General features: G+C 47.3%; 20 protein-coding genes. 11 read left to right on the top strand and 9 right to left on the bottom strand.

Annotated elements, in window-relative coordinates:
• Positions 1–24: 24 nt before the first annotated feature.
• From AC1DXC_RS12070 to AC1DXC_RS12085, 4 genes are all read right to left on the bottom strand, one after another.
• On the bottom strand, positions 25–789 hold the full coding sequence (locus AC1DXC_RS12070; RefSeq protein WP_477459406.1) for an SDR family oxidoreductase: 765 nt from the start codon (positions 787–789) through the stop codon (positions 25–27).
• Between the two features lie 193 nt (positions 790–982).
• Positions 983–1,378, bottom strand: coding sequence for a helix-turn-helix domain-containing protein (locus tag AC1DXC_RS12075; RefSeq protein ID WP_477459407.1), 396 nt, complete (start codon positions 1,376–1,378; stop codon positions 983–985).
• 112 nt (positions 1,379–1,490) lie between these two features.
• Positions 1,491–3,104: an amidase gene (locus AC1DXC_RS12080; protein WP_477459408.1), complete on the bottom strand. Its 1,614-nt coding sequence runs from the start codon at positions 3,102–3,104 to the stop codon at positions 1,491–1,493.
• A gap of 67 nt (positions 3,105–3,171) precedes the next feature.
• Positions 3,172–3,741 carry a hypothetical protein gene (locus tag AC1DXC_RS12085; protein WP_477459409.1) on the bottom strand — a complete coding sequence of 190 codons (570 nt, stop codon included), beginning with the start codon at positions 3,739–3,741 and terminating at the stop codon, positions 3,172–3,174.
• Positions 3,742–3,815: 74 nt separating this feature from the next.
• Between AC1DXC_RS12085 and AC1DXC_RS12090 the strand changes: the two genes are divergently transcribed.
• From AC1DXC_RS12090 to AC1DXC_RS12105, 4 genes are all read left to right on the top strand, one after another.
• Complete coding sequence (locus AC1DXC_RS12090; RefSeq protein WP_477459410.1) at positions 3,816–4,592, top strand: DNA-formamidopyrimidine glycosylase family protein; 777 nt, start codon at positions 3,816–3,818, stop codon at positions 4,590–4,592.
• Positions 4,593–4,672: 80 nt separating this feature from the next.
• A complete protein-coding gene (locus AC1DXC_RS12095; RefSeq protein WP_477459411.1) occupies positions 4,673–4,942 on the top strand; it encodes a hypothetical protein in 270 nt (89 codons plus the stop codon).
• A gap of 62 nt (positions 4,943–5,004) precedes the next feature.
• Complete coding sequence (locus tag AC1DXC_RS12100) at positions 5,005–5,493, top strand: ferritin-like domain-containing protein (RefSeq protein WP_477459412.1); 489 nt, start codon at positions 5,005–5,007, stop codon at positions 5,491–5,493.
• Positions 5,494–5,495: 2 nt separating this feature from the next.
• On the top strand, positions 5,496–5,816 hold the full coding sequence (locus AC1DXC_RS12105) for a hypothetical protein (RefSeq protein WP_477459413.1): 321 nt from the start codon (positions 5,496–5,498) through the stop codon (positions 5,814–5,816).
• Here the strand turns inward: AC1DXC_RS12105 and AC1DXC_RS12110 are convergent, their stop codons facing one another.
• The 3 genes from AC1DXC_RS12110 to AC1DXC_RS12120 form a co-directional block, all read right to left on the bottom strand.
• The gene (locus tag AC1DXC_RS12110) at positions 5,817–6,494 is read right to left on the bottom strand and encodes a YoaK family protein (protein WP_477459414.1); all 678 of its coding nucleotides are present in this window, start codon (positions 6,492–6,494) and stop codon (positions 5,817–5,819) included. It abuts the gene before it with no gap.
• A 118-nt stretch (positions 6,495–6,612) separates the two neighbouring features.
• Positions 6,613–7,005, bottom strand: a complete 393-nt coding sequence (locus tag AC1DXC_RS12115) for a hypothetical protein (protein ID WP_477459415.1) — start codon at positions 7,003–7,005, stop codon at positions 6,613–6,615.
• A gap of 42 nt (positions 7,006–7,047) precedes the next feature.
• Entirely contained in the window at positions 7,048–7,683 is a 636-nt protein-coding gene (locus AC1DXC_RS12120) for an HAD family hydrolase (protein ID WP_477459416.1), read from the bottom strand.
• A gap of 296 nt (positions 7,684–7,979) precedes the next feature.
• On the opposite strand from AC1DXC_RS12120, the gene AC1DXC_RS12125 reads away from it, so the two are divergent.
• The gene (locus tag AC1DXC_RS12125) at positions 7,980–8,861 is read left to right on the top strand and encodes an AraC family transcriptional regulator (protein ID WP_477459417.1); all 882 of its coding nucleotides are present in this window, start codon (positions 7,980–7,982) and stop codon (positions 8,859–8,861) included.
• A complete protein-coding gene (locus AC1DXC_RS12130) occupies positions 8,851–9,294 on the top strand; it encodes a DUF983 domain-containing protein (RefSeq protein ID WP_477459418.1) in 444 nt (147 codons plus the stop codon). Before AC1DXC_RS12125 ends, AC1DXC_RS12130 begins: the two co-directional genes overlap by 11 nt.
• Before the next feature lie 139 nt (positions 9,295–9,433).
• Here the strand turns inward: AC1DXC_RS12130 and AC1DXC_RS12135 are convergent, their stop codons facing one another.
• A complete protein-coding gene (locus AC1DXC_RS12135; protein WP_477459419.1) occupies positions 9,434–9,793 on the bottom strand; it encodes a response regulator transcription factor in 360 nt (119 codons plus the stop codon).
• Between the two features lie 57 nt (positions 9,794–9,850).
• The gene (locus AC1DXC_RS12140; RefSeq protein ID WP_477459420.1) at positions 9,851–12,496 is read right to left on the bottom strand and encodes a PAS domain-containing sensor histidine kinase; all 2,646 of its coding nucleotides are present in this window, start codon (positions 12,494–12,496) and stop codon (positions 9,851–9,853) included.
• 200 nt (positions 12,497–12,696) lie between these two features.
• Between AC1DXC_RS12140 and AC1DXC_RS12145 the strand changes: the two genes are divergently transcribed.
• The 5 genes from AC1DXC_RS12145 (at position 12,697) to AC1DXC_RS12165 (ending at position 18,564) form a co-directional block, all read left to right on the top strand.
• The gene (locus AC1DXC_RS12145) at positions 12,697–13,899 is read left to right on the top strand and encodes a GAF domain-containing sensor histidine kinase (RefSeq protein ID WP_477459421.1); all 1,203 of its coding nucleotides are present in this window, start codon (positions 12,697–12,699) and stop codon (positions 13,897–13,899) included.
• 613 nt (positions 13,900–14,512) lie between these two features.
• Entirely contained in the window at positions 14,513–16,249 is a 1,737-nt protein-coding gene (gene kaiC, locus AC1DXC_RS12150) for a circadian clock protein KaiC (protein WP_477459422.1), read from the top strand.
• Position 16,250: 1 nt separating this feature from the next.
• Positions 16,251–16,550 (top strand): circadian clock KaiB family protein, encoded by a 300-nt coding sequence (locus AC1DXC_RS12155; protein WP_477459423.1) that lies wholly within the window; start codon positions 16,251–16,253, stop codon positions 16,548–16,550.
• A gap of 17 nt (positions 16,551–16,567) precedes the next feature.
• Entirely contained in the window at positions 16,568–16,894 is a 327-nt protein-coding gene (locus AC1DXC_RS12160; RefSeq protein WP_477459424.1) for a circadian clock KaiB family protein, read from the top strand.
• A gap of 5 nt (positions 16,895–16,899) precedes the next feature.
• Positions 16,900–18,564, top strand: a complete 1,665-nt coding sequence (locus AC1DXC_RS12165) for an ATP-binding protein (protein ID WP_477459425.1) — start codon at positions 16,900–16,902, stop codon at positions 18,562–18,564.
• Positions 18,565–18,835 lie beyond the last annotated feature (271 nt).

Consider the following 18,835-nt stretch of genomic DNA (forward strand, 5'->3'; position numbering starts at 1 on the left):
CTTTATCTTATGCGTAAACCCTGCTTACAAGAACATACCGCCAGAAGCTTCTATCCTTTGCGCGTTTATCCAGCGAGCATCATCTGAACACAGGAAAGCGATCACACCGCCGATATCGTCGGGCTGGCCGGGGCGGCCAAGTGCGGTTATCGACGAGATAAAATCGTGCATGCCCGGGTGACTATCGAAAGCCCTTTTGGTGAAATCCGTTTCGATGATACCTGGCGCAACCAAATTGGCGGCAATCCCACGGCTGCCCAACTCTTTGGCAAGATACTTGGTAAACACCTCTATTGCGCCCTTCATAGATGCATAAGCAGCATAACCCGGCGTAGCAAAACGGGTAAGCCCGGTAGACAAGTTGATGATGCGGCCACCATCAGCAATGGTACTAAGCAGCGTTTGGGTTAAAAAGTAAACGCCTTTGAAATGTACGTTGAACAGATTATCGAAATCCTCCTCGGTAGTTTTGGCAAATGGCGATGCAGCATCAATACCGGCATTGTTGATGAGGAAATCGAAAGTATCACGGCTCCATTTTTCTCGTAATACTGCTGTTAAGGCAATTTTGAATGCCTCGAACGATGATACCACCCCGGTATCTATCTGCAGGGCGGCGGCCCTTAAGCCAAGCGATTCTATCTCGGCCACTACTTCGTCGGCTTCTTCTTTTTTGCTGCGGTAGGTGATGATAACGTCGTTACCTTTTGAGGCCAGTTTCAATGCAGTGTTTTTACCAAGGCCCCTGCTTCCGCCTGTTATTAATGCAATTTTGTTTGTCGGTTCCATTTTTTTGTTTTTAGATGATGATGCAAAGTTGCAGCAAAATCCGCGCTAAAAAATGGTGACAGCTTCAGAATAAATGGTGATAGTTTCCTTTTTTATGTTGGATTTCACCGATTTAGGTGATTACACCGATTACTAATGGTTTCCCTTCAACCCATGTTGTCTATAACGGGGATGACTAAGCATCCTGCAAATTCTAAAATTCAGAGAATTCTGATTCAGACACCAGTTGCTCCTTATACTGCTTGGGCGTAACGCCCTCGAAGCGTTTGAAGAATTTGGTGAAGTTGGATGCATCGAAGGTGAGGATGTAGGCTATTTCTTTGATAGGCATATTCTGTTGTAGCATGCCTTTGGCAATTTCCATGATACGTTTCTCGAAGAAGAAACAGGGAGCCTTGCCCGTGGTTAGCTTGATGGTATTGCTTAAATGCGTAGGGTGTATATGCAGTATCTCGGCAAAATCGCGTATCTCGAACATGTCCGTCCGCTTTTCGTGCAGCACATCGTCCAGATGCTTATCAATCTGCTTCAGGAAATCGGCTGTGATTTCGTGTTGGCGGGCTAATATCTTTTTGGGGATGGGCGGCATCAGTTGGCAGTTTTCAGTTGGCAGTCGTAATTTTGCTTTGAACAAAGCTAATAAGAAAACCAATAACAAACCATGCCATATAAATGACGTGGTTTGTATAGTGCCGTAAAAGCTATGCTTGCAAAGTTGCCTTAAATTCCGGTTTCTTTCGTTTTTTAGATGCCTGCTCGTAGGCGTAGGCTAGCGTTAACAACTCGCCCTCTTTCCATGCGGTGCTAAAGAAGGATAGCCCCATCGGCAAATCGTGCCAGGCACCCATCGGTACCGTGATGTGCGGGTAACCTGCCATTGCCGCCGGGGTAGAAAAGGAGAAGCCGTTATCGTAATCGCCGTTGATGATATCGATGCAGCTGGCGAAGCCGTTTGTGGGGCCGCAGATGGCGTCCAGCTTATTATCGGTAAGGATTTTATCTATAGCCGTGCGGCTCACGCCGGTAGATTTTGCCAGGGCATCTATGTATTCCTTGCTCTTCAGGTCGCCTTTGGTTTCGGCCAGCATCATGTCTTCTTGTTTAAAAAAGGGCATTGCGGTGGCTTCGTTTGCCTTGTTGAAGGCTATCACATCGGCAAGAGTTTTCACTTTGGCATTGGCATTGGCCAGGTATTTATTTACGCCGTCTTTAAACTCGTACAGCAACACCTGGAACTCCGACCGGCCCGCTGGTTCCAGCGCTCTGTTAACCTCTACCTCTATAATGGTCGCTCCTTGCTTTATCAGGGTTTCCTTTGCTTCTTTGATGAGGGCAAGCGTACCATCGTTAGCATGTTCTATTTTCTCGAAGCCGATGCGTTTGCCTTTGAGGCCATCGGCGTGCAAAAAAGTAGTATAGTCCTTTTCCGGTTTGGCTTTGAGGGTAGCGCTATCGTTCGGGTCGGCGCCGGCCAGGGCACCCAGCAAAATGGCTGCATCGCGCACGGTGCGGGCCATAGGGCCGGCAGTATCCTGCGTGGCAGAGATAGGGATGATGCCGCTTCGACTCAGCAAACCTACCGTTGGCTTAATGCCCACCAAACCGCTTACAGAGGCAGGCGACACTACCGAGCCATCCGTTTCGGTACCGATAGCAATAGCGCATAAGTTTGCCGAGGTTGCCGAGCCGGAGCCCGAACTAGACCCGCTTGGCCCCCTGTCTAAAACATAAGGATTTTTGGTTTGCCGCCCCCTGCTGCTCCAGCCGCTGGTAGAGCGCGAGGATCGGAAGTTTGCCCATTCGCTAAGGTTGGTTTTTCCCAGTATCACTGCGCCTGCTTCACGAAGTTTGTGTACAATGAAGGCATCCTGCTTGGCAAAATGGTCGGCCAAGGCCAGGGAGCCTGCCGTGGTGTGCATGTTATCGCCGGTATCAATATTGTCTTTAATCAGCACCGGGATGCCGTGCAATGGGCCGCGCACCTTGCCTGCCTTGCGTTCTTTATCCAGGCCGTCGGCTATATCCAGCGCGCTTTTATTCAGTTCGATAACGGCGTTAAGTTTCGGTCCGCTTTTGTCTATGGCATCTATCCGCTTTAAGTACAGTTCGGCAATAGAGCGGGCGGTATGTTTGCCATCCTGCATCAACTTCTGCAGTTGGTCTACAGTAGCCTCATTCAATTCGAAATCATCGGCAGATGGTGTGTCCGTTCCTGTTTTGGTATCGGTAGCGGGACTGTTGCACGATACCGCGCTGAGGGTAGTTAGGGTTAACCCTGCTAAAGTGCCTGTTTTTAAAAAATTCCTGCGTTGCATATTGGGGCGGTGGTATTAAAATCCATCCCAATTTAGCAAAAATTATTGCCGGTTAAAGCTCCAGGCGTTAATTGGGTAAAAACTCCGGTTTAACGGGCGGGGGTATCTTTAAGTCATCATTGAAATTAGGAAGTAAACGATGCAACACGTCCGCAGATATATTACCTACGTCTAAAAATGTCCAGTTTTTTCCTTCATCGCTGCTGATGCCCAACAGGTACGATTTACCATGGTAGCGCCCTGCGGATGCGGTAATGATAATATCTTCGGGCAGCAAGCAGAAAAGCTCGTTGCCCGATCGGTAAAATTTACCCGGGCTGCCTATCGAACCATTAATACTGGTGATGCCCTGGCCTTTCAGTTCCTGCATGCGTTCTACAATAATTTGGTATAGCTTGTCCTTACCGCCCCATATAGCAATAAGGCTTGGATGAGTGTATGCAACAACTGTTTGATAATCCTCCTTGAAAGTCGCCTCAGCTATGAGGTTAGCCTGATGCTTTACGATGGCGGTATCCTGAGCATGGAGCGTGCTGAAGGGGAATAACAGTACCAATAATATGCCAGGCAATTTTGTTTTTGTCGGCCACATCTTAAACAATAACCTATCTACCAAACAATTCACTATTCCACTCATTTTTTTATTATCGATTTTAAAATTAGCAAATCATCTTAAGCCTAAGTACGTTTGTAACATAAAAAATCATCGCCATGCCCGAACTACCCGATCTGCAAGCCTTCAGCTATACGCTCCATAAAAAGCTACACGGTAAAACCCTTAAAGGGGTTATCGTACATAATCCTAAAAAACTCAACGTAAGTGCCGATGCTTTGCAAAGCAAACTGACAGGCCAAACCCTGCAAAAGGTTTACCGCGATGGTAAAGAGCTTTACATCAAATTCAGCGATGGCGATGTATTGGCCCTGCACCTGATGCTGCATGGCAAGCTGTTCCTGTTCGAGGGAGAAAATACCAACAAATACAGCATTATCGAATTGTTGTTTACCGATAACAGCGGGCTCGCGCTTACCGATTTTCAGGGCATTGCCACCCCCACCCTCAATCCCGAGGAAAAAGAGGCTCCGGATGCAGCGGACGATAAAGCCGGCGCAGATTACTTAACTGCAAAGCTGGGTAAAACAAAAACTGCGGTAAAAACAGTGCTTTTAGACCAGAAGATCATCCGCGGCATCGGCAACGCTTATGCCGATGAGATACTATGGCATGCGGGGATCTCGCCCTTCTCTGCGGGAAACAAAATCCCTGCCGACAAGATAAAAGACCTCGCCCAGGCCATCCGTTCGGTATTGAAAGATGCAGAAGAAAAAATACTGGCATCGAACCCGGATATCATCAACGGCGAGGTACGTGATTTTATGCTGATACACAATTCCAAGAAGAAAAACAGCCCAACCGGCGCGCCTATCCTGGTAAAAGAAGCGGGCCGCAAAACCTATTATACCGAAGAGCAGGAGCTTTATAGCTAACAGGAATGTTATTTAGCCAGGCTTGTGGCACTATTTGGCACAGGCATTGCGTTTAACCATAGAATAAATTAATTAACGCTATGGAACAATTCCTTACAATCGCCCTCCACTTCTTCGTTGTTGTTATGATGGCTGCGTTTATCGTAGGCTGCATAACCGCCCTCACCGGATCCTACGACTATTGGGGTAACCGCTATGTTTTAAAGGCACGCCGCAGCCGCCTTATACGCAATAAGGCACGCCAGGCTCGGCTGGCCAGGGGCCAGGCCGAACACCAAAACTTAACCCCTTACCGTGCACGCAAGGTTAACAAGAAAGCCAATATTTATGTGGTGGGAAACGTGGCATAAATTCGTTACAAGTAAAAACAATTAACCAAAGTGTTATGTTATTTAACCAAAATAACATACCCATGGGAACATTACAGCATATCCTCCACCAGATATCAGCGTTGAATGACCTGATAAAAGTTAATAACGACCGCGTAGCCGGTTATCAAAAAGCCATAGAGGGTACCGACGACCCTAGCCTGAAGTCGGTTTTTGAGGGTTATGCCGACCAAAGCAAAGGCTACGTTACCGAGCTGAACGATTATATACATGTGCTGGGCGGATCGCCCGCCGAGGGTACCACGCTATCAGGCAAGTTTTACCATGCCTGGATAGACGTAAGGGCTGCTTTCAGCAAACGCGACGATCACTCAGTACTATCAGATTGCGAATATGGCGAAGACATTGCCAGAGGCTCATACCGCAAGGCAATTGACGATAAGGAACTGATTTGGGAAGACGAGAAAGTGGTATCTTTATTAAGCAATCATATTGCCGGGCTTAAGATGGCCCACGATGCCATAAAGGCCCTTCGCGATTCTGTGGCCCTTAAAGAAAAACAGGAAGCATAGCCATGGACAGCCCCGACCCGGATTTTTATCAAGAATACAAGCCGCTGCACGTACCGCACAAGTACAATGCAGCGGCTTCTCTGCAAGATAATGTGGTATATGCCCTTGCGCAACTGGAATATGCCACCGCCCCGCAGGTTGCCCAAAAACTTTGGCAGCACAACCCGCAAACTGATTTGGCAACGCATCAAAAAAACGCGGAAGAAGTGCTTACGCACCTTTTTGATAAAGGCTTGATAAAAGGCGACGACGAGGCCGAACGGCAATATAACCTGAGCAAGATATTGGTACAAAACTCGGGCAAGGCAGATCCGCTGTATTAATTACAGCAACATCAATAGCAAAATGGCGGGCACGAAATAAAATATCCCAAATTCATATTTATTAAAAAAGAAACCGCCCGCTATGCCGCCCAGTGCATAAAAGCCCAACACCGTAAGGCGCACGTAAATGCGGTTACGCACATGCCGGTCTCTTTTTGTGCCGATGTAGTAATAGTCGGCAACCTCGGCACCTAAATCTGTAAATAAGCTGGCCAGGCTGGTAGATTTGATGAGCCCACCCGAAACGATAGCTACCAGCCCTGTTTGCAAACCCATAGCAAATATGGTACAGCTGATTACAATCTCCCGCTCTATTTTTGTTTCCTCGTAAAAATGGTTGCCATAAACCGCTACGAAAAGCAGCAACAATATCTCTGCCACCACAGGTATGGCGTGCGCCCGGTATGCGTTATGCTTCGCGAATGATTTTACCGAAAAACTAGACAAGAATGAACCTATAAAAAACAGCAGTAGCCAGCCCATGAACAGCACAATCTCGTACCAGTTTTGGGTAACCAGGTTTTTGGCCATATTGGCCATGTGCCCGCTAATGCTTGATGTAAAAGCGAAGAACGATACCAACCCCGCCACGTTTACGATACCTGATACGAATGCGCTGGACGATGCCAGCGCAAGGTTTTGCCTGAGTGTACGGTGGTGTTTGGTGTGGCGGAGCATTAGGGACTTAAAATGGCAAATGCTAAAAGTCCACAAAATATGGCAACAGGCATGCATACGCCACCAAACTTAACACAAACTTAATATTGGAATGCCTGCCCTGGCGAAATGCTTTCGATTACGGTGCGGTTGGGGTGACTGGCGTTACCGACATCACGCTATCTACCACAAACTCACTCACGCCGCGCCAAGGCAGGGCGTGGATGTACTCTTTGTAATGCAGATCCATTGTGGCGCCTGCGCTGTGGTTAAGCTTATCGGCCACTTTTTCGTCTGTAACCGAAAACATAAATTCGTTGGATTGTATGCCGCCACCCTGTGTTGGCGTGCGGATACCGTTTTGTATAAGGCGGCCCTCGTAAGTCTTAAAAACGTAGCCCTTTTTTACGAAATAGTTTAGCGTACCGGCCTTTACGCCTTCACCAAAAACATAATAATAACGGAAGAAAACCACCCCAATTAAAACGAGGACAATTACTAAACTAATAATGGTGAATATGCGGCGTTTCATAGTAGTTTGTGTTTGTATGCGTAAAGCTAACGCAATTGCAGCCTATAAGTTTAAAAAATGATGGCTGAGCGCGTTAAAATCATCGAATTTTAAATCGTAATCATCGGTTTGGCCAAAGCCGTAGCTTACGAATACGAAGGGGATGCCCGCCAGGCGCGTCTGATGCCCATCGCCCTCGGTGTCGCCCACGTAAAAGGGATTCTTTAGATCGTATTTATCGGTAAGCAGTTTGATGTTGTGCTGTTTGGGCATAAAGTTTACGCCGTAGGCAATCTCGTCTTTAATATGCGCATCAATGCCGGCCCAATCAATAAACTGCCGTATAACGCCCGCTGCGCAATTGCTCAATATAAACAGCTGGTATTGCTGCGCCAACTGCTGCAGGCCCTCCTTCACGCCATCATATAAAATGCCGCCCATCTGTGGTATCAGCACTTTGCGTTTCTCGTTTACCTGCGCATATATCTCCCAGCGCTTATCCGGCTCAAACTCGGGCAGTATTACTTCTATCACCTTTTTACCCTCCCAGCCTACCATACCGGCGAGCTGTGCGCGGTCTATTTTTTTGTCGAGACCCAGTTCGGCAAACATTACGTTCCAGGAGTGCGCGTAGGTATCCACGGCATCCCAAAGGGTGCCATCCATATCAAAAATAAGGCTATCGGGTTTTGTAAGCATAGCGGTGTAATTTAAAAATATATCTCAATTGAAATAAGTAGCTTTTTATAACCGCAAAGAACGCAAAGAAAGAACGCAAAGTGCGCAAAGCCTGCATTTTATGATAAAAAGAAATAGTGTACTCTTAAAACGTTGCAAGTTCTTTGCGTTCTTTGCGCTAAGCAACATGCTAATCTCTGTGTTCTTTGCGGTAAGATAAACTCAATCAATTGGCACAATTTACTTATCAGTAAATAATACCATAATAGTGATATATATCACCATTAAGGTTTGCCTTGCTTAGGTATCTTTGTAACATGAAAAAGGCATTCCCGGTTTATGACATCTGCGCGCTGAGCGACCATCAGCACGATGACTTGCTCATCAGCCGGTTTGCGCCTTACCTGCAGAAGCATCAAAACCTTAGCCTGCCGCATAAACACAGCTTTTACCATGTGGTGTTTTTTACCGAAGGCGGCGGCACGCACGCTATCGATTTTAAAAGCTTCCCGGTAAAGCCTTACCAGATATACTTTATGGTGCCGGGCCAGGTACACAGCTGGAGTTTTGAGGGGCCGGTGGATGGTTTTATCGTCAACTTTTCTGCCTCGTTTTTCCAATCATTTTTGCTGAGGCCCGATTACCTGGATAACCTGCCCTTCTTTAGCGGTAACATTGATGATGAAGTCATAAATTTAACCGGCGATGCCCAACAAGCCACCGTAGTTTTATTTGAGCAATTGCTGCACGAAAGCAGCCAGACCAGCCGCCTGGGCATGGATATGATAAAAGCGCTGATGCTGCAGCTATTTATTGTAGTGGCCCGCCAAAGCGAAAGCAAAAATCCTGTACTTGCACCCAATTATAACTACACGTTGCTGCAAAGCTTCCGCAAGCTTACCGATATGCATTTTGCTACCCTGCGGCTACCGAAGGATTATGCCGCCCTGCTTTACATTACGCCCAACCATCTGAACGCCTTATGCAACGATATGCTGGGCATATCTGCAGGCGAAGTGATACGCAACCGCGTGATACTGGAAGCCAAACGCCTGCTGGTAAACCTGGATATGAATATTGCCGGCATTGCCGATAAGCTAAACTTTGCCGATAACTCGTACTTCACAAAATTCTTTAAAAAATACACCGGGCAAACACCCGAAGAATTCCGCAAACAAACCCTTAGCCATGGACACTAAAAACCTGATGCCCGCAAAACCTATATCGGCCTTAGAGGGCTGCATAAAAGCCAAATGCCCCCGTTGCCGTCGCGGCGATATATTCTCTACCAGCACCTATCAGTTTGCCGGCCAAAAAATGTATGATGACTGCTCACACTGCGGCCTGCACTATGAACGCGAACCGGGGTACTGGTACGTAGCCATGTTCGTAAGTTATGCCTTCAACGTTGCGCAGATGGTAACCTTCGCGGTAGGCACTTACATGCTTACGCATTCCGATTCGCCCTGGCTGTATGTGGGTATTTTAATGGGGGTGATTTTCCTATTATCGCCGTTCAATTACAGGTACTCGAGGGTGGTGCTGCTGTACTGGTTAACGCCGGGACTGAATTATGAAGCATGGCGCAGCGAGGATAAGAATAAAGGGTTGACGAGGGAGCCGGGGGTGTAAGTTTAGCAGTTACTAACCACCGCGTCATTGCCGAGGCACGAAGCAACCTCTACGCAAGCAAAGCCGCCTTGCAAATCCGACCTGCTTATAGGGAGATTGCTTCGTTCCTCGCAAAGACGCGGTGACAAAAAGCCCTCCCTTAATTCGTCAATTGCTCAATCTTCTTCAGCAATTCATCCATTTCGAAAGGTTTGGCCAGGAAATCATCGGCACCGGCCGCAAGTGCCGATTCTTTGATATCGCGGCTGGCGGATATCATGATTACCGGTATATTTTTGGTAGCGCTGAGGCTTTTTAGTTTTTTGCATATATCGCGGCCGTCTTCGCCGCTCATCCATATATCCAGCAGTAGCAAATCGGGCAGCTCGTCTTTCATATCCAGCACGGTAGAACCGTCTACAGTACTGGTTACCTGGTACCCTTCAAACTCAAGCAGCATCTCCACAGCATCCACAATCCCCGGGTCATCGTCTGCAATCATTATCCTTTTTTGCTTCATCTCAGTGTGTAAAAATTTTTCGGCTATATATCTGAAGTTCTATTGAATCTCTCTGGTTTATTTTGTCTCTGTTGTACTGTGGCCGTCTACCGGTAACGAGAAGCAAAAAGTGGACCCTTTTCCTTCTACGCTGTTAACCCACATTTTACCGCCCTCACGCTTAATTATTTCCGAAGAAATGTACAATCCAAGCCCCAAACCGGGGAAAGTGTGTTGCTTGTCGCCACTAACACGGTAAAACTGTTCAAACACCCTGTCCTTTTTATCGTCGGGGATGCCGATGCCGAAATCCTGCACGCAAACCGACACATTTTCGCCTTGCAATTTGGTACTTATGACAATCTTGTCTGCATGAGGCGAATACTTGATGGCATTGGTAATTAAATTGGTGATTACCTGCCCAATACGGTCCTTGTCAGAATACACCTCGCCTGTCTCCACAAACTCCATTTCCAGCGTGTGCTTATTGGTGGTATGTTGCAAATCCAGCACATTCTCGCGCACAACATCGTTAAAGTTGAACCATGTTTTGTTGAACTGTATCTTGCCCGAGTTTATCTTGGTAACATCCAGCAGATCGCCTATCAAATTGGTCAACCTGTTCAGCTGCGAATCCATCTTCTCTACCATGGCAGCCTTTCTATCGTCGCCTTCTTTGGCAAGCATGGCGCCAAGCACTTGCGCGTAGGCTTTTATGCTGGTAACAGGGGTTTTTAGTTCGTGGCTGGCTATACCCAAAAAGTCGTCTTTTTGGCGCTGCATCTGTTTTTGCTCGTGTATATCGGTATTGGTGCCAAACCATTTTACGATGACTCCATCCCTCATGAACGGCAGGGCACGCGCCAGGTGCCAACGGTAGTTGCCTTCCTTATCGCGCAGGCGGAACTCGAACTGGTACAGCCTGCCGCTTTCCAGTGCTGCCGTCCAGGTGGCTATACAACCATCCCGGTCTTCGGGGTGTAATTGATCCAGCCAGTTGGGGCCAGTAATTTGTTCTGCGGGCAAGCCAAAAAAGTCTAAAGCGCGCTTGTTTACATAATCCAGTTCGCCGGTTGTCTTGGCCGTCCATAATTGCACGGGCATAAAATCAGTAACGAATTCGAATTGCTTTATCTGCGCATTTAGCTCGGCATTGCTTTGCTCCAGCTCAATATCAATTATCTTTTTTTCGGTAACATCTATACAGGCACCAATATAGCCCACAAACTCCCCGCGCTCATCGTACTGCGGGTTACCCGTTGCAATACACCAATGGATGCTGCCATCTTTAAACAAAAGCCTGAAATCTACTTCGTACGCCTGTCTTGATTCTAAATCCCTGAGAAATTTCTCTGCCGTACGGATGCGATCCTCCGGTAGTATAACTTCCAGCCAGCCTGTTCCTAAAACCTCTTCATTGGCTTGCCCTGTCCATGCTGTCCAGGTGTGGTTGGCGTAGGTTATCATCCCCTCTGCATTGCTCATCCATAGCGCGGCGGGGGCGGCGCTGGTAATATTCTGCAGCAATTGCTCGCTGTTTATTAGGGCTTGCTTATCGGCAATTTCGCGGCGCAGATCACGCGATACGGTGGCTCTTCCCTGCGGCTGACCGGTAATGGGGTCGTGTATTAAGATAGAAGTGCCGAATACCGGGATAGCCTCCCCTGTTTTAAAATGGCGGTAAAGCACCTCCCCGCTCCAACGACCTTCTTCTGCTACCGATCTGTAAACAGAATTTTGAACCCTGCCCGTTTCCTCGGGCACCACAAAATCCAGGCTGCTCATAAATATGGGCGTATCCTGCTCCAGCCCCACCATTTCGCGGCCGGCAGCATTTACATAATAAACATTGCCGTCCATATCGCTCAAGCTTATAAAGTCCGAACTATGGTCAATCAGCGTTAACAGCTTACGCTGCTCTTCTTTATCTTTTATCTCGTTGGTAATATCTAAGGCAGTCCCCGCAAAGCGGATACAGCGGCCCTCTTCATTAAAGTAAGCCTTACCACGGCAGCGCAGCCAACGGATAACACCATCACCGGCACCAACGGTGCGGAACTCGCTATCATAAAAACCACCCCGCTCGGGTATCAGCGAATCCTGCACGGTTTTATCTATCCGCTCCCTGTCATCAGGATGTATATATTTTAAAACTTCTTTATAGGATAAAACTTCCTCACCATCCGCAAAGCCGTACAATTGTTTGCATTTGGCATCCCAGGTAACAATATCGTTTACGAGGTCCAGGTCCCAGGTGCCTAACTCTGCCGATTCCAGCGCAAAGCGGGTACGTTCCTGGTTTTCGGCCAGTTTTTGGCGGGTAAGCACCAGTTCGGTAACATCTGATGCGGTGTTCATTATACCCCAAACCTCGCCTTGTTGGTTCTTTAAGGGCTGGTAAGTAAAGTTGAAATAATAGGTTTGTATGCGCCCGTCAACAAACAGGTCTACCCTTTCACCGTAAGCGTCGTAAGCAACGCCAGTGGTGTACACATCATCAAGCAATTGAAAAAAGGGCTGCCCCTCTAACTCGGGCAGGGCATCGCGAAAAGTTTTGCCGATGACGGATTCATCCTTGTCCCAAACCTTTAAAATAGCTTTATTGGCCAGTTGGATTACCATCTGCCGCCCTACATATAAGCCAACCGGACCGGGCGATTCCTCTACCAGGGTTTTAAAGATATTTTCGGCTGGCAGGCATTGTTGGTAGCTGTGTTGGTCCATTATCAGTACAAAAAAATCGGCTTAAAAATCGGCTATGTGTAAGGGCAAGCTATTTTTTAAAAAACAGATGCCGATACACCTACAAACCAACACTTAAATTGTTATTTATTTAACAAAAAATAATTGCACCAATATCAATTTTATTAACAGTACATTTATCTGCCTTATTAATTTCACTTAGATACTCTTTGACATACCATATGGATACGTTTTTAAAACAGGTATCCCTTATACCGCTAAATGACGAAGAGCGCTTAAGGAAACTGTATAAGTACGAGATACTTGATACGCCAGCTGATAAAACCTTCGACAAGATAGCAACACTTGCTGCCCAAATTTTTGATACCCCCAGCGCTTTCGTAAGCTTTGTAGACCAGGACCGCGTATTTTTTAAAGCTAAAGTTGGCACTGTAGCCGGCCTGCCCGAACTGCCCGAAGCCACCATGGCTACCCTTGCCGTACTAAGCGCCAATACTACCGTTTTTACTGATATACACCAGGAACCTGCACTGAAGCATACCCCTCTGGTTGTACCGGATAACGTAGTACGCTTTTATGCCGGCGCGCCAATTAAAACGCTGGATGGCCACCAGTTGGGCACCATAAGCGTGGTGGATGCAGTTCCGCGTGCAGCAACAGAAAAACAGCTGGAAATGCTGAAGAACCTATCGGAAATTATTATCGACGAACTGGAGCTGCGCCAAACCACCCGCAACATTGTACGCGTGCAAACCGACCTGATGAACATAGCGGTACACGATATTAAAAACCCCCTAACCGCCATATCGCTTTACGCCAAACTGATCGAACAAAAATCCACAGAAGAGGCCGTAAAAGCAATGGCCGGGAAAATTACCCATGCCAGCAAACGCATACTGGATGATTTGAACGAACTACTTAACCTGGCCAAAATAGATAACGGTGTGATGATGCTTAACTTTGAAGACGTGGAACCAAATAGCCTGATAGAAAAAGTGGTTGGCAACCTGCAGGTAATGGCCGAACAAAAGCATCAAAAGATATTGCAGCAACTTAATTGCACAAGTACCGCCAGGATAGATAAGGGCCGCATACAGGAAGTTTTTGAAAACCTGCTAAGCAATGCCATCAAATATGCCAATGCAAATACCTGGATAACCATTTGTACCAGTGAAGAGAATGGCAACCTCATTGTTGAGTTTAGAGACCAGGGGCAAGGCCTTACTGATAAGGATATGCAAATTCTGTTTACCAAATTTGCGCGTTTGAGTGCTGTCCCCACCAATAAAGAGATCAGCAATGGACTGGGTCTATCCATCGCCAAAATTTTAGTAGAACTCCACAACGGTAAAATTTGGGCCAAAAGCGAAGGGAAAAATATGGGCGCTTCCTTTTTTGTATCGCTCCCGCTGTTGCAGAAATAGGGCCGTCGTTTTGGGGCGGCTCCTCCGTGTCAGATTTTACCAGGCAATCCCGATAGCTATCAGGACTCGCCCTTCCCTGCGGATATCCTCATGCACTGTTGTGGGTTTCAGGCGCACTGCCCGCCGCGGTTAGGCTTGATTCCCTTGACCAATTAAGGTCTTAGCACAACGCCCCGTTTACCTATGATGAAACTCCAATCAAGTAGTAACACTTTATGATTCGGAGCGCGGGCTTTGCCGGGGGGTATTTAAAAAGCCGGTCAATCTGGCTGCGCCAGCTTAATGAATTTAAAGTATAGAGAGCATTTACAGGCGCAAAAAAAGCCTAATGTGTATCAAAAAATATACACCCCCACTCGCACTAAAAGCCATAGGGTACACTCCTCCTCAACCTTCATGTAACATATTTTATCGGTAGTTAAATTAAGCGGGATATTGTAAATAAAATGTGATAAACCAAACATTAATAAGCCACATAAGTTTATTCGGCATGTTTTTATAAGCAACTTACAACGTAACAGGATAAGCAAAAGGGCGTAAACAAGCAACAAAGTTGCGTACTAACTTATATTTATACTCTTACGAGACACATTTGAATTTATATTATCCTTAAATGAGCATTACCAAACAAAACAAACCCGCCTACCCAACCCTGCCCAAAACCCCAACAGGTATAACCGGACTGGATGAAATTACCGAAGGCGGGTTGCCAACGGGCAGGCCCACGCTGATATGCGGCGAGGCTGGTTGCGGCAAAACCCTCATGTCGATAGAGTTTATCGTACGCGGGGCCATTGAATTTAACGAACCCGGCGTTTTTGTGGCCTTTGAAGAAAAGAGCGACGAATTGGCCATGAACGTAGCTTCCCTGGGCTTCGATCTTCAAAAACTGCAGGAAGATAAAATGCTGCGCGTAGATCATGTACACATCGATCGCAGTGAGATTGAAGAAACGGGCGAGTATGACCTGGAAGGATTATTCATACGCCTGGGATATGCTATAGATAGCATTGGTGCCAAACGTGTTGTATTAGATACATTGGAGAACCTGTTCTCGGGGCTTAGTAACCAAGGCGTTTTGCGCGCAGAAATCCGCCGGCTGTTTAGCTGGCTTAAAGAAAAAGGCGTAACCGCCATTATCACCGGCGAACGCGGCGATGGCGCCGCGCTTACCCGTCAGGGGCTGGAAGAATACGTATCAGATTGCGTTATCCTGCTGGATCATCGGGTTATCAACCAGATATCAACTCGCAGACTGCGCATTATCAAATACCGTGGTACGGTGCATGGCACCAATGAATACCCTTTCCTGATAGATGAGGATGGCATTTCGGTTTTACCGGTAACTTCTTTAAAACTTGCAAAACAGGTATCAGCAGACAGGGTATCTACCGGGATACCCGCTTTAGACGAAATGTTGGGCGGCAAAGGTTTTTACCGTGGCGGCAGCGTGCTGGTATCGGGCACAGCAGGTACCGGTAAAACCAGTATTGCTGCGTATTTTGCCAATGAAGCCTGCAACCGCAAAGAGCGGTGTGTCTATTTCGCGATGGAGGAATCTCCAAACCAAATTATGCGCAATATGCGCTCGATAGGCGTAGACCTTAAAAAACATATTGATGCCGGGCTGCTGCAGTTTAACGCTACACGGCCAAATATGTACGGGCTGGAGATGCATTTGGTAGCTATACACAAGGTTATCAAAAAGTTTAAACCAGCCGTGGTTATCATGGACCCTATTACCAACTTCATTAATGTGGGCTCGGTAAGCGAGGTGAAGAACATGCTGGTGCGCCTGATAGATTTTTTGCAGGACGAGCAGATAACCGTAATGTTTACCGCACTATCGCTCAATACCATCGTAAACGAGCAAACCGATGAGGGCGTATCGTCGCTGGTTGATTCCTGGCTGTTGGTACGCGATATCGAATTCAACGGCGAACGCAACCGTGGCCTGTACGTAATGAAAGCACGCGGCATGAAGCACAGCAACCAGGTGCGCGAGTTCGTGATATCCGACGAAGGCTTAAACTTGATAGATGTTTACCTGGGGCCGGATGGCGTACTTACCGGCTCGGCGCGCAAACAACAAATACTGCTGGAGCAAACCGGTGACGCTATTCATACCCATTCTATAGGCCGTAAAGACCGCGAGATTGCCCGCAAGCGCAAGGTGCTGGAGGCAAAAATTGCCAGCCTGAACAGCGAATACGAGTCGGTAGAGGAAGAACTGAACAAAGTTTACCTGGAAGAAGAACTGAAGAAACAGATATTAGAAAAAAACCGGGAAGAGATAACAAAGATACGGAGAGGCGAAGCAGCCACCGCCAAACCCACCGGAGGAAAATAAAATGGAAATTGACGAAATAACAGAAGATAAAAAATGGGAACTGCGGCTATACGTGGCCGGTAAAACCCCAAAATCGGTAACGGCACTCGCCAACCTTAAAAAGTACTGCGAGGAGTACCTGAAAGGGCAATACCGCATAGAGGTAATAGACCTGCTGGTGCAACCGCAGTTAGCCGAGGGCGACCAGATACTGGCCATCCCAACCCTGGTGCGCAAAGTACCGGAGCCTATCCGCAAAATCATTGGCGACTTAAGTAACGAAGAAAAGGTGCTTGTTGGACTGAACATTCGCCCCGCTTAATTGTACCTATCATAATTATGGCCCACCAGGATAAAGGATTTACAGATTACGAGGGTAATGAGGAAGCTACGGCCTACGTTTTGCGTTTGTTTATAACCGGGGCATCGCCCAACTCTATCCGCGCGGTAGAAAACCTGAATGCGCTTTGCGAAAAGTATATCCCGGGGCAATACGAATTAAAAATTATAGACATACACCAGCAACCCGAACTGGCGCAGGACGAAGATATCGTAGCCCTGCCCCTGCTCATCAAAAAAGCCCCCGGCAAAGAGCGCCGCATGATTGGCGACATGAGCAATACCAATAAAGTTTTAAAAGGGCTTGGCCTGCCCGAAATCAATTAACATACATGGAGCAAAACCATTCAAATAACAGCTTATTAGCCGAAATTGAAGAGCTGCGCCAGCAACTGGAGGAAGCTACCGATACCATACAGGCTATCCGCACCGGCCAGGTGGATGCTTTGGTGGTAAAAGATACCGAAGGCCACCAACTATACACGCTAAAAACTGCCGATCAAACCTATCGTGTATTCATAGAAAAGATGAACGAAGGCGCGGCCACCATAAACCGCGAAGGCATAGTTTTATACTGCAATACCAGGTTTGCCATTATGGTTGATACGCCCTTAGAGGAGGTGATAGGCATGCCGATACTATCCTTTGTACCCGATAAAGCGAAAGAAAAATTACAGGCAGTAATCAACGGTAGCTGGGACGAAGATTGTAAAGAAGAAATCACCATAAAAGACGGTGGCGACAAAGATATGCATTGCCTGTTCAGCTGCACCACCATTGAGTTGGACGGCGGCATTGCGCTTAGCCTGATCATTACAGACCTCACCATATTAAAAGCCACCGAGAAAGAATTAAAACTGCGTAACCAGCAGTTGGAAGAGGCCCGTTCGGCTACCGAGTCGCTTAACGAATCATTGGAAGTAACGGTTAAAGAACGCACGCACGATCTTACCATCAGCCGCGAGCACTTTAAGCTACTTACCAATACCATTGTGCAGATGACCTGGACCAGCTTGCCTGATGGCAATATAAGCTCGTACAACCAGCGCTGGTACGACTATACAGGCCTCGATTTTGCCACGACAGGCGGCTTTGGCTGGAAAACACTCATACACCCCGATGACCTGGAAGAAACTAACGCAAAATACGCAGCGGCGTTGCAATCGGGCGAGATGTTTGAGGTAGAGAATCGGTACCGCCGCCACGATGGTATTTACCGCTGGCACTTAAACCGCGCGCAACCCTTGCGTAATGATAAGGGAGAAATTATATTTTGGGTGGGCACCGCTACCGATATTGAGGACCAGAAGCGCGAAATGGAGCGTAAGGACGAGTTTATAGGCATTGCCAGCCACGAACTTAAGACGCCGCTCACCAGCCTTAAGGGCTACCTGCAATTAATGGCGGCCTACAACAAGGAGGAATTGCCGGCGGCTATAAAAAATTATATTACCAAAGCAGGCGGATCTTTAAACAAGCTGCAATCGCTGATAAACGATTTGCTCGACGTAAGCAAGATAAAGGCCGGCGGGCTGGAATATAATATTGCCGACGTTGACGTAGACGACCTGATTGCACTCTGCATGGAAAACGCCCAACTGATGTACCCGCATTTCACATTCAGCAGCCATGCCGGCCAACACTACACCATCCGCGGCAACCAGGAGCGGCTGGAGCAGGTGCTGATGAACCTGGTGAATAATGCCGTTAAATACTCGCACGTAATCAAAACTGTTGAGATAGATACCGCACGGCATGGCGACTACGTGCGCATTTCTGTTATCGACAAAGGCATCGGCCTCTCCCACGACCAAAAAAACCGAATATTCGAACGCTTTTACCGCGTAGAGGATAAAAAGAACATGGCCAGCGGGCTGGGCATGGGCCTGTATATCTCCCACGAAATTATCCAAAACCACAACGGCCGCATCGGCGTAGAGAGTGAACCCGGCAAAGGATCCACCTTTTATATAGAACTGCCGCTGGCGGAGGAGTAAGCTCTCCACGCATTAACAGAACCGTCATCCTGATTACTATGACATATGCAAATGTTTTTGCCATGAGACTTTGTTTTTCATGAAGATTTCCTGGTTAAACAGGGTGTCCGAATGAATAAGTTTGAATACAATCTTTAGCAAAACGTTTTTTATCCGGTTCAATATAGAAAGGTGTTCAATATTATTATTGATCATTCCTTGATAGTAACTGTAAAAGAGTTGCCCAGGCCTGGTGCACACACTGACTATGCCTTGGTTGAGGTCCACTTTT

It is taken from the genome of Mucilaginibacter sp. P2_D11 (assembly GCF_056404435.1).

Bases quoted from the DNA above. Each gene is read 5' to 3' on its own strand.
- AC1DXC_RS12070 (WP_477459406.1), bottom strand. From the start codon at position 789: ATGGAACCGACAAACAAAATTGCATTAATAACAGGCGGAAGCAGGGGC.
- AC1DXC_RS12075 (WP_477459407.1), bottom strand. From the start codon at position 1,378: ATGCCGCCCATCCCCAAAAAGATATTAGCCCGCCAACACGAAATCACA.
- AC1DXC_RS12080 (WP_477459408.1), bottom strand. From the start codon at position 3,104: ATGCAACGCAGGAATTTTTTAAAAACAGGCACTTTAGCAGGGTTAACC.
- AC1DXC_RS12085 (WP_477459409.1), bottom strand. From the start codon at position 3,741: ATGAGTGGAATAGTGAATTGTTTGGTAGATAGGTTATTGTTTAAGATG.
- AC1DXC_RS12090 (WP_477459410.1), top strand. From the start codon at position 3,816: ATGCCCGAACTACCCGATCTGCAAGCCTTCAGCTATACGCTCCATAAA.
- AC1DXC_RS12095 (WP_477459411.1), top strand. From the start codon at position 4,673: ATGGAACAATTCCTTACAATCGCCCTCCACTTCTTCGTTGTTGTTATG.
- AC1DXC_RS12100 (WP_477459412.1), top strand. From the start codon at position 5,005: ATGGGAACATTACAGCATATCCTCCACCAGATATCAGCGTTGAATGAC.
- AC1DXC_RS12105 (WP_477459413.1), top strand. From the start codon at position 5,496: ATGGACAGCCCCGACCCGGATTTTTATCAAGAATACAAGCCGCTGCAC.
- AC1DXC_RS12110 (WP_477459414.1), bottom strand. From the start codon at position 6,494: ATGCTCCGCCACACCAAACACCACCGTACACTCAGGCAAAACCTTGCG.
- AC1DXC_RS12115 (WP_477459415.1), bottom strand. From the start codon at position 7,005: ATGAAACGCCGCATATTCACCATTATTAGTTTAGTAATTGTCCTCGTT.
- AC1DXC_RS12120 (WP_477459416.1), bottom strand. From the start codon at position 7,683: ATGCTTACAAAACCCGATAGCCTTATTTTTGATATGGATGGCACCCTT.
- AC1DXC_RS12125 (WP_477459417.1), top strand. From the start codon at position 7,980: ATGAAAAAGGCATTCCCGGTTTATGACATCTGCGCGCTGAGCGACCAT.
- AC1DXC_RS12130 (WP_477459418.1), top strand. From the start codon at position 8,851: ATGGACACTAAAAACCTGATGCCCGCAAAACCTATATCGGCCTTAGAG.
- AC1DXC_RS12135 (WP_477459419.1), bottom strand. From the start codon at position 9,793: ATGAAGCAAAAAAGGATAATGATTGCAGACGATGACCCGGGGATTGTG.
- AC1DXC_RS12140 (WP_477459420.1), bottom strand. From the start codon at position 12,496: ATGGACCAACACAGCTACCAACAATGCCTGCCAGCCGAAAATATCTTT.
- AC1DXC_RS12145 (WP_477459421.1), top strand. From the start codon at position 12,697: ATGGATACGTTTTTAAAACAGGTATCCCTTATACCGCTAAATGACGAA.
- kaiC (WP_477459422.1), top strand. From the start codon at position 14,513: ATGAGCATTACCAAACAAAACAAACCCGCCTACCCAACCCTGCCCAAA.
- AC1DXC_RS12155 (WP_477459423.1), top strand. From the start codon at position 16,251: ATGGAAATTGACGAAATAACAGAAGATAAAAAATGGGAACTGCGGCTA.
- AC1DXC_RS12160 (WP_477459424.1), top strand. From the start codon at position 16,568: ATGGCCCACCAGGATAAAGGATTTACAGATTACGAGGGTAATGAGGAA.
- AC1DXC_RS12165 (WP_477459425.1), top strand. From the start codon at position 16,900: ATGGAGCAAAACCATTCAAATAACAGCTTATTAGCCGAAATTGAAGAG.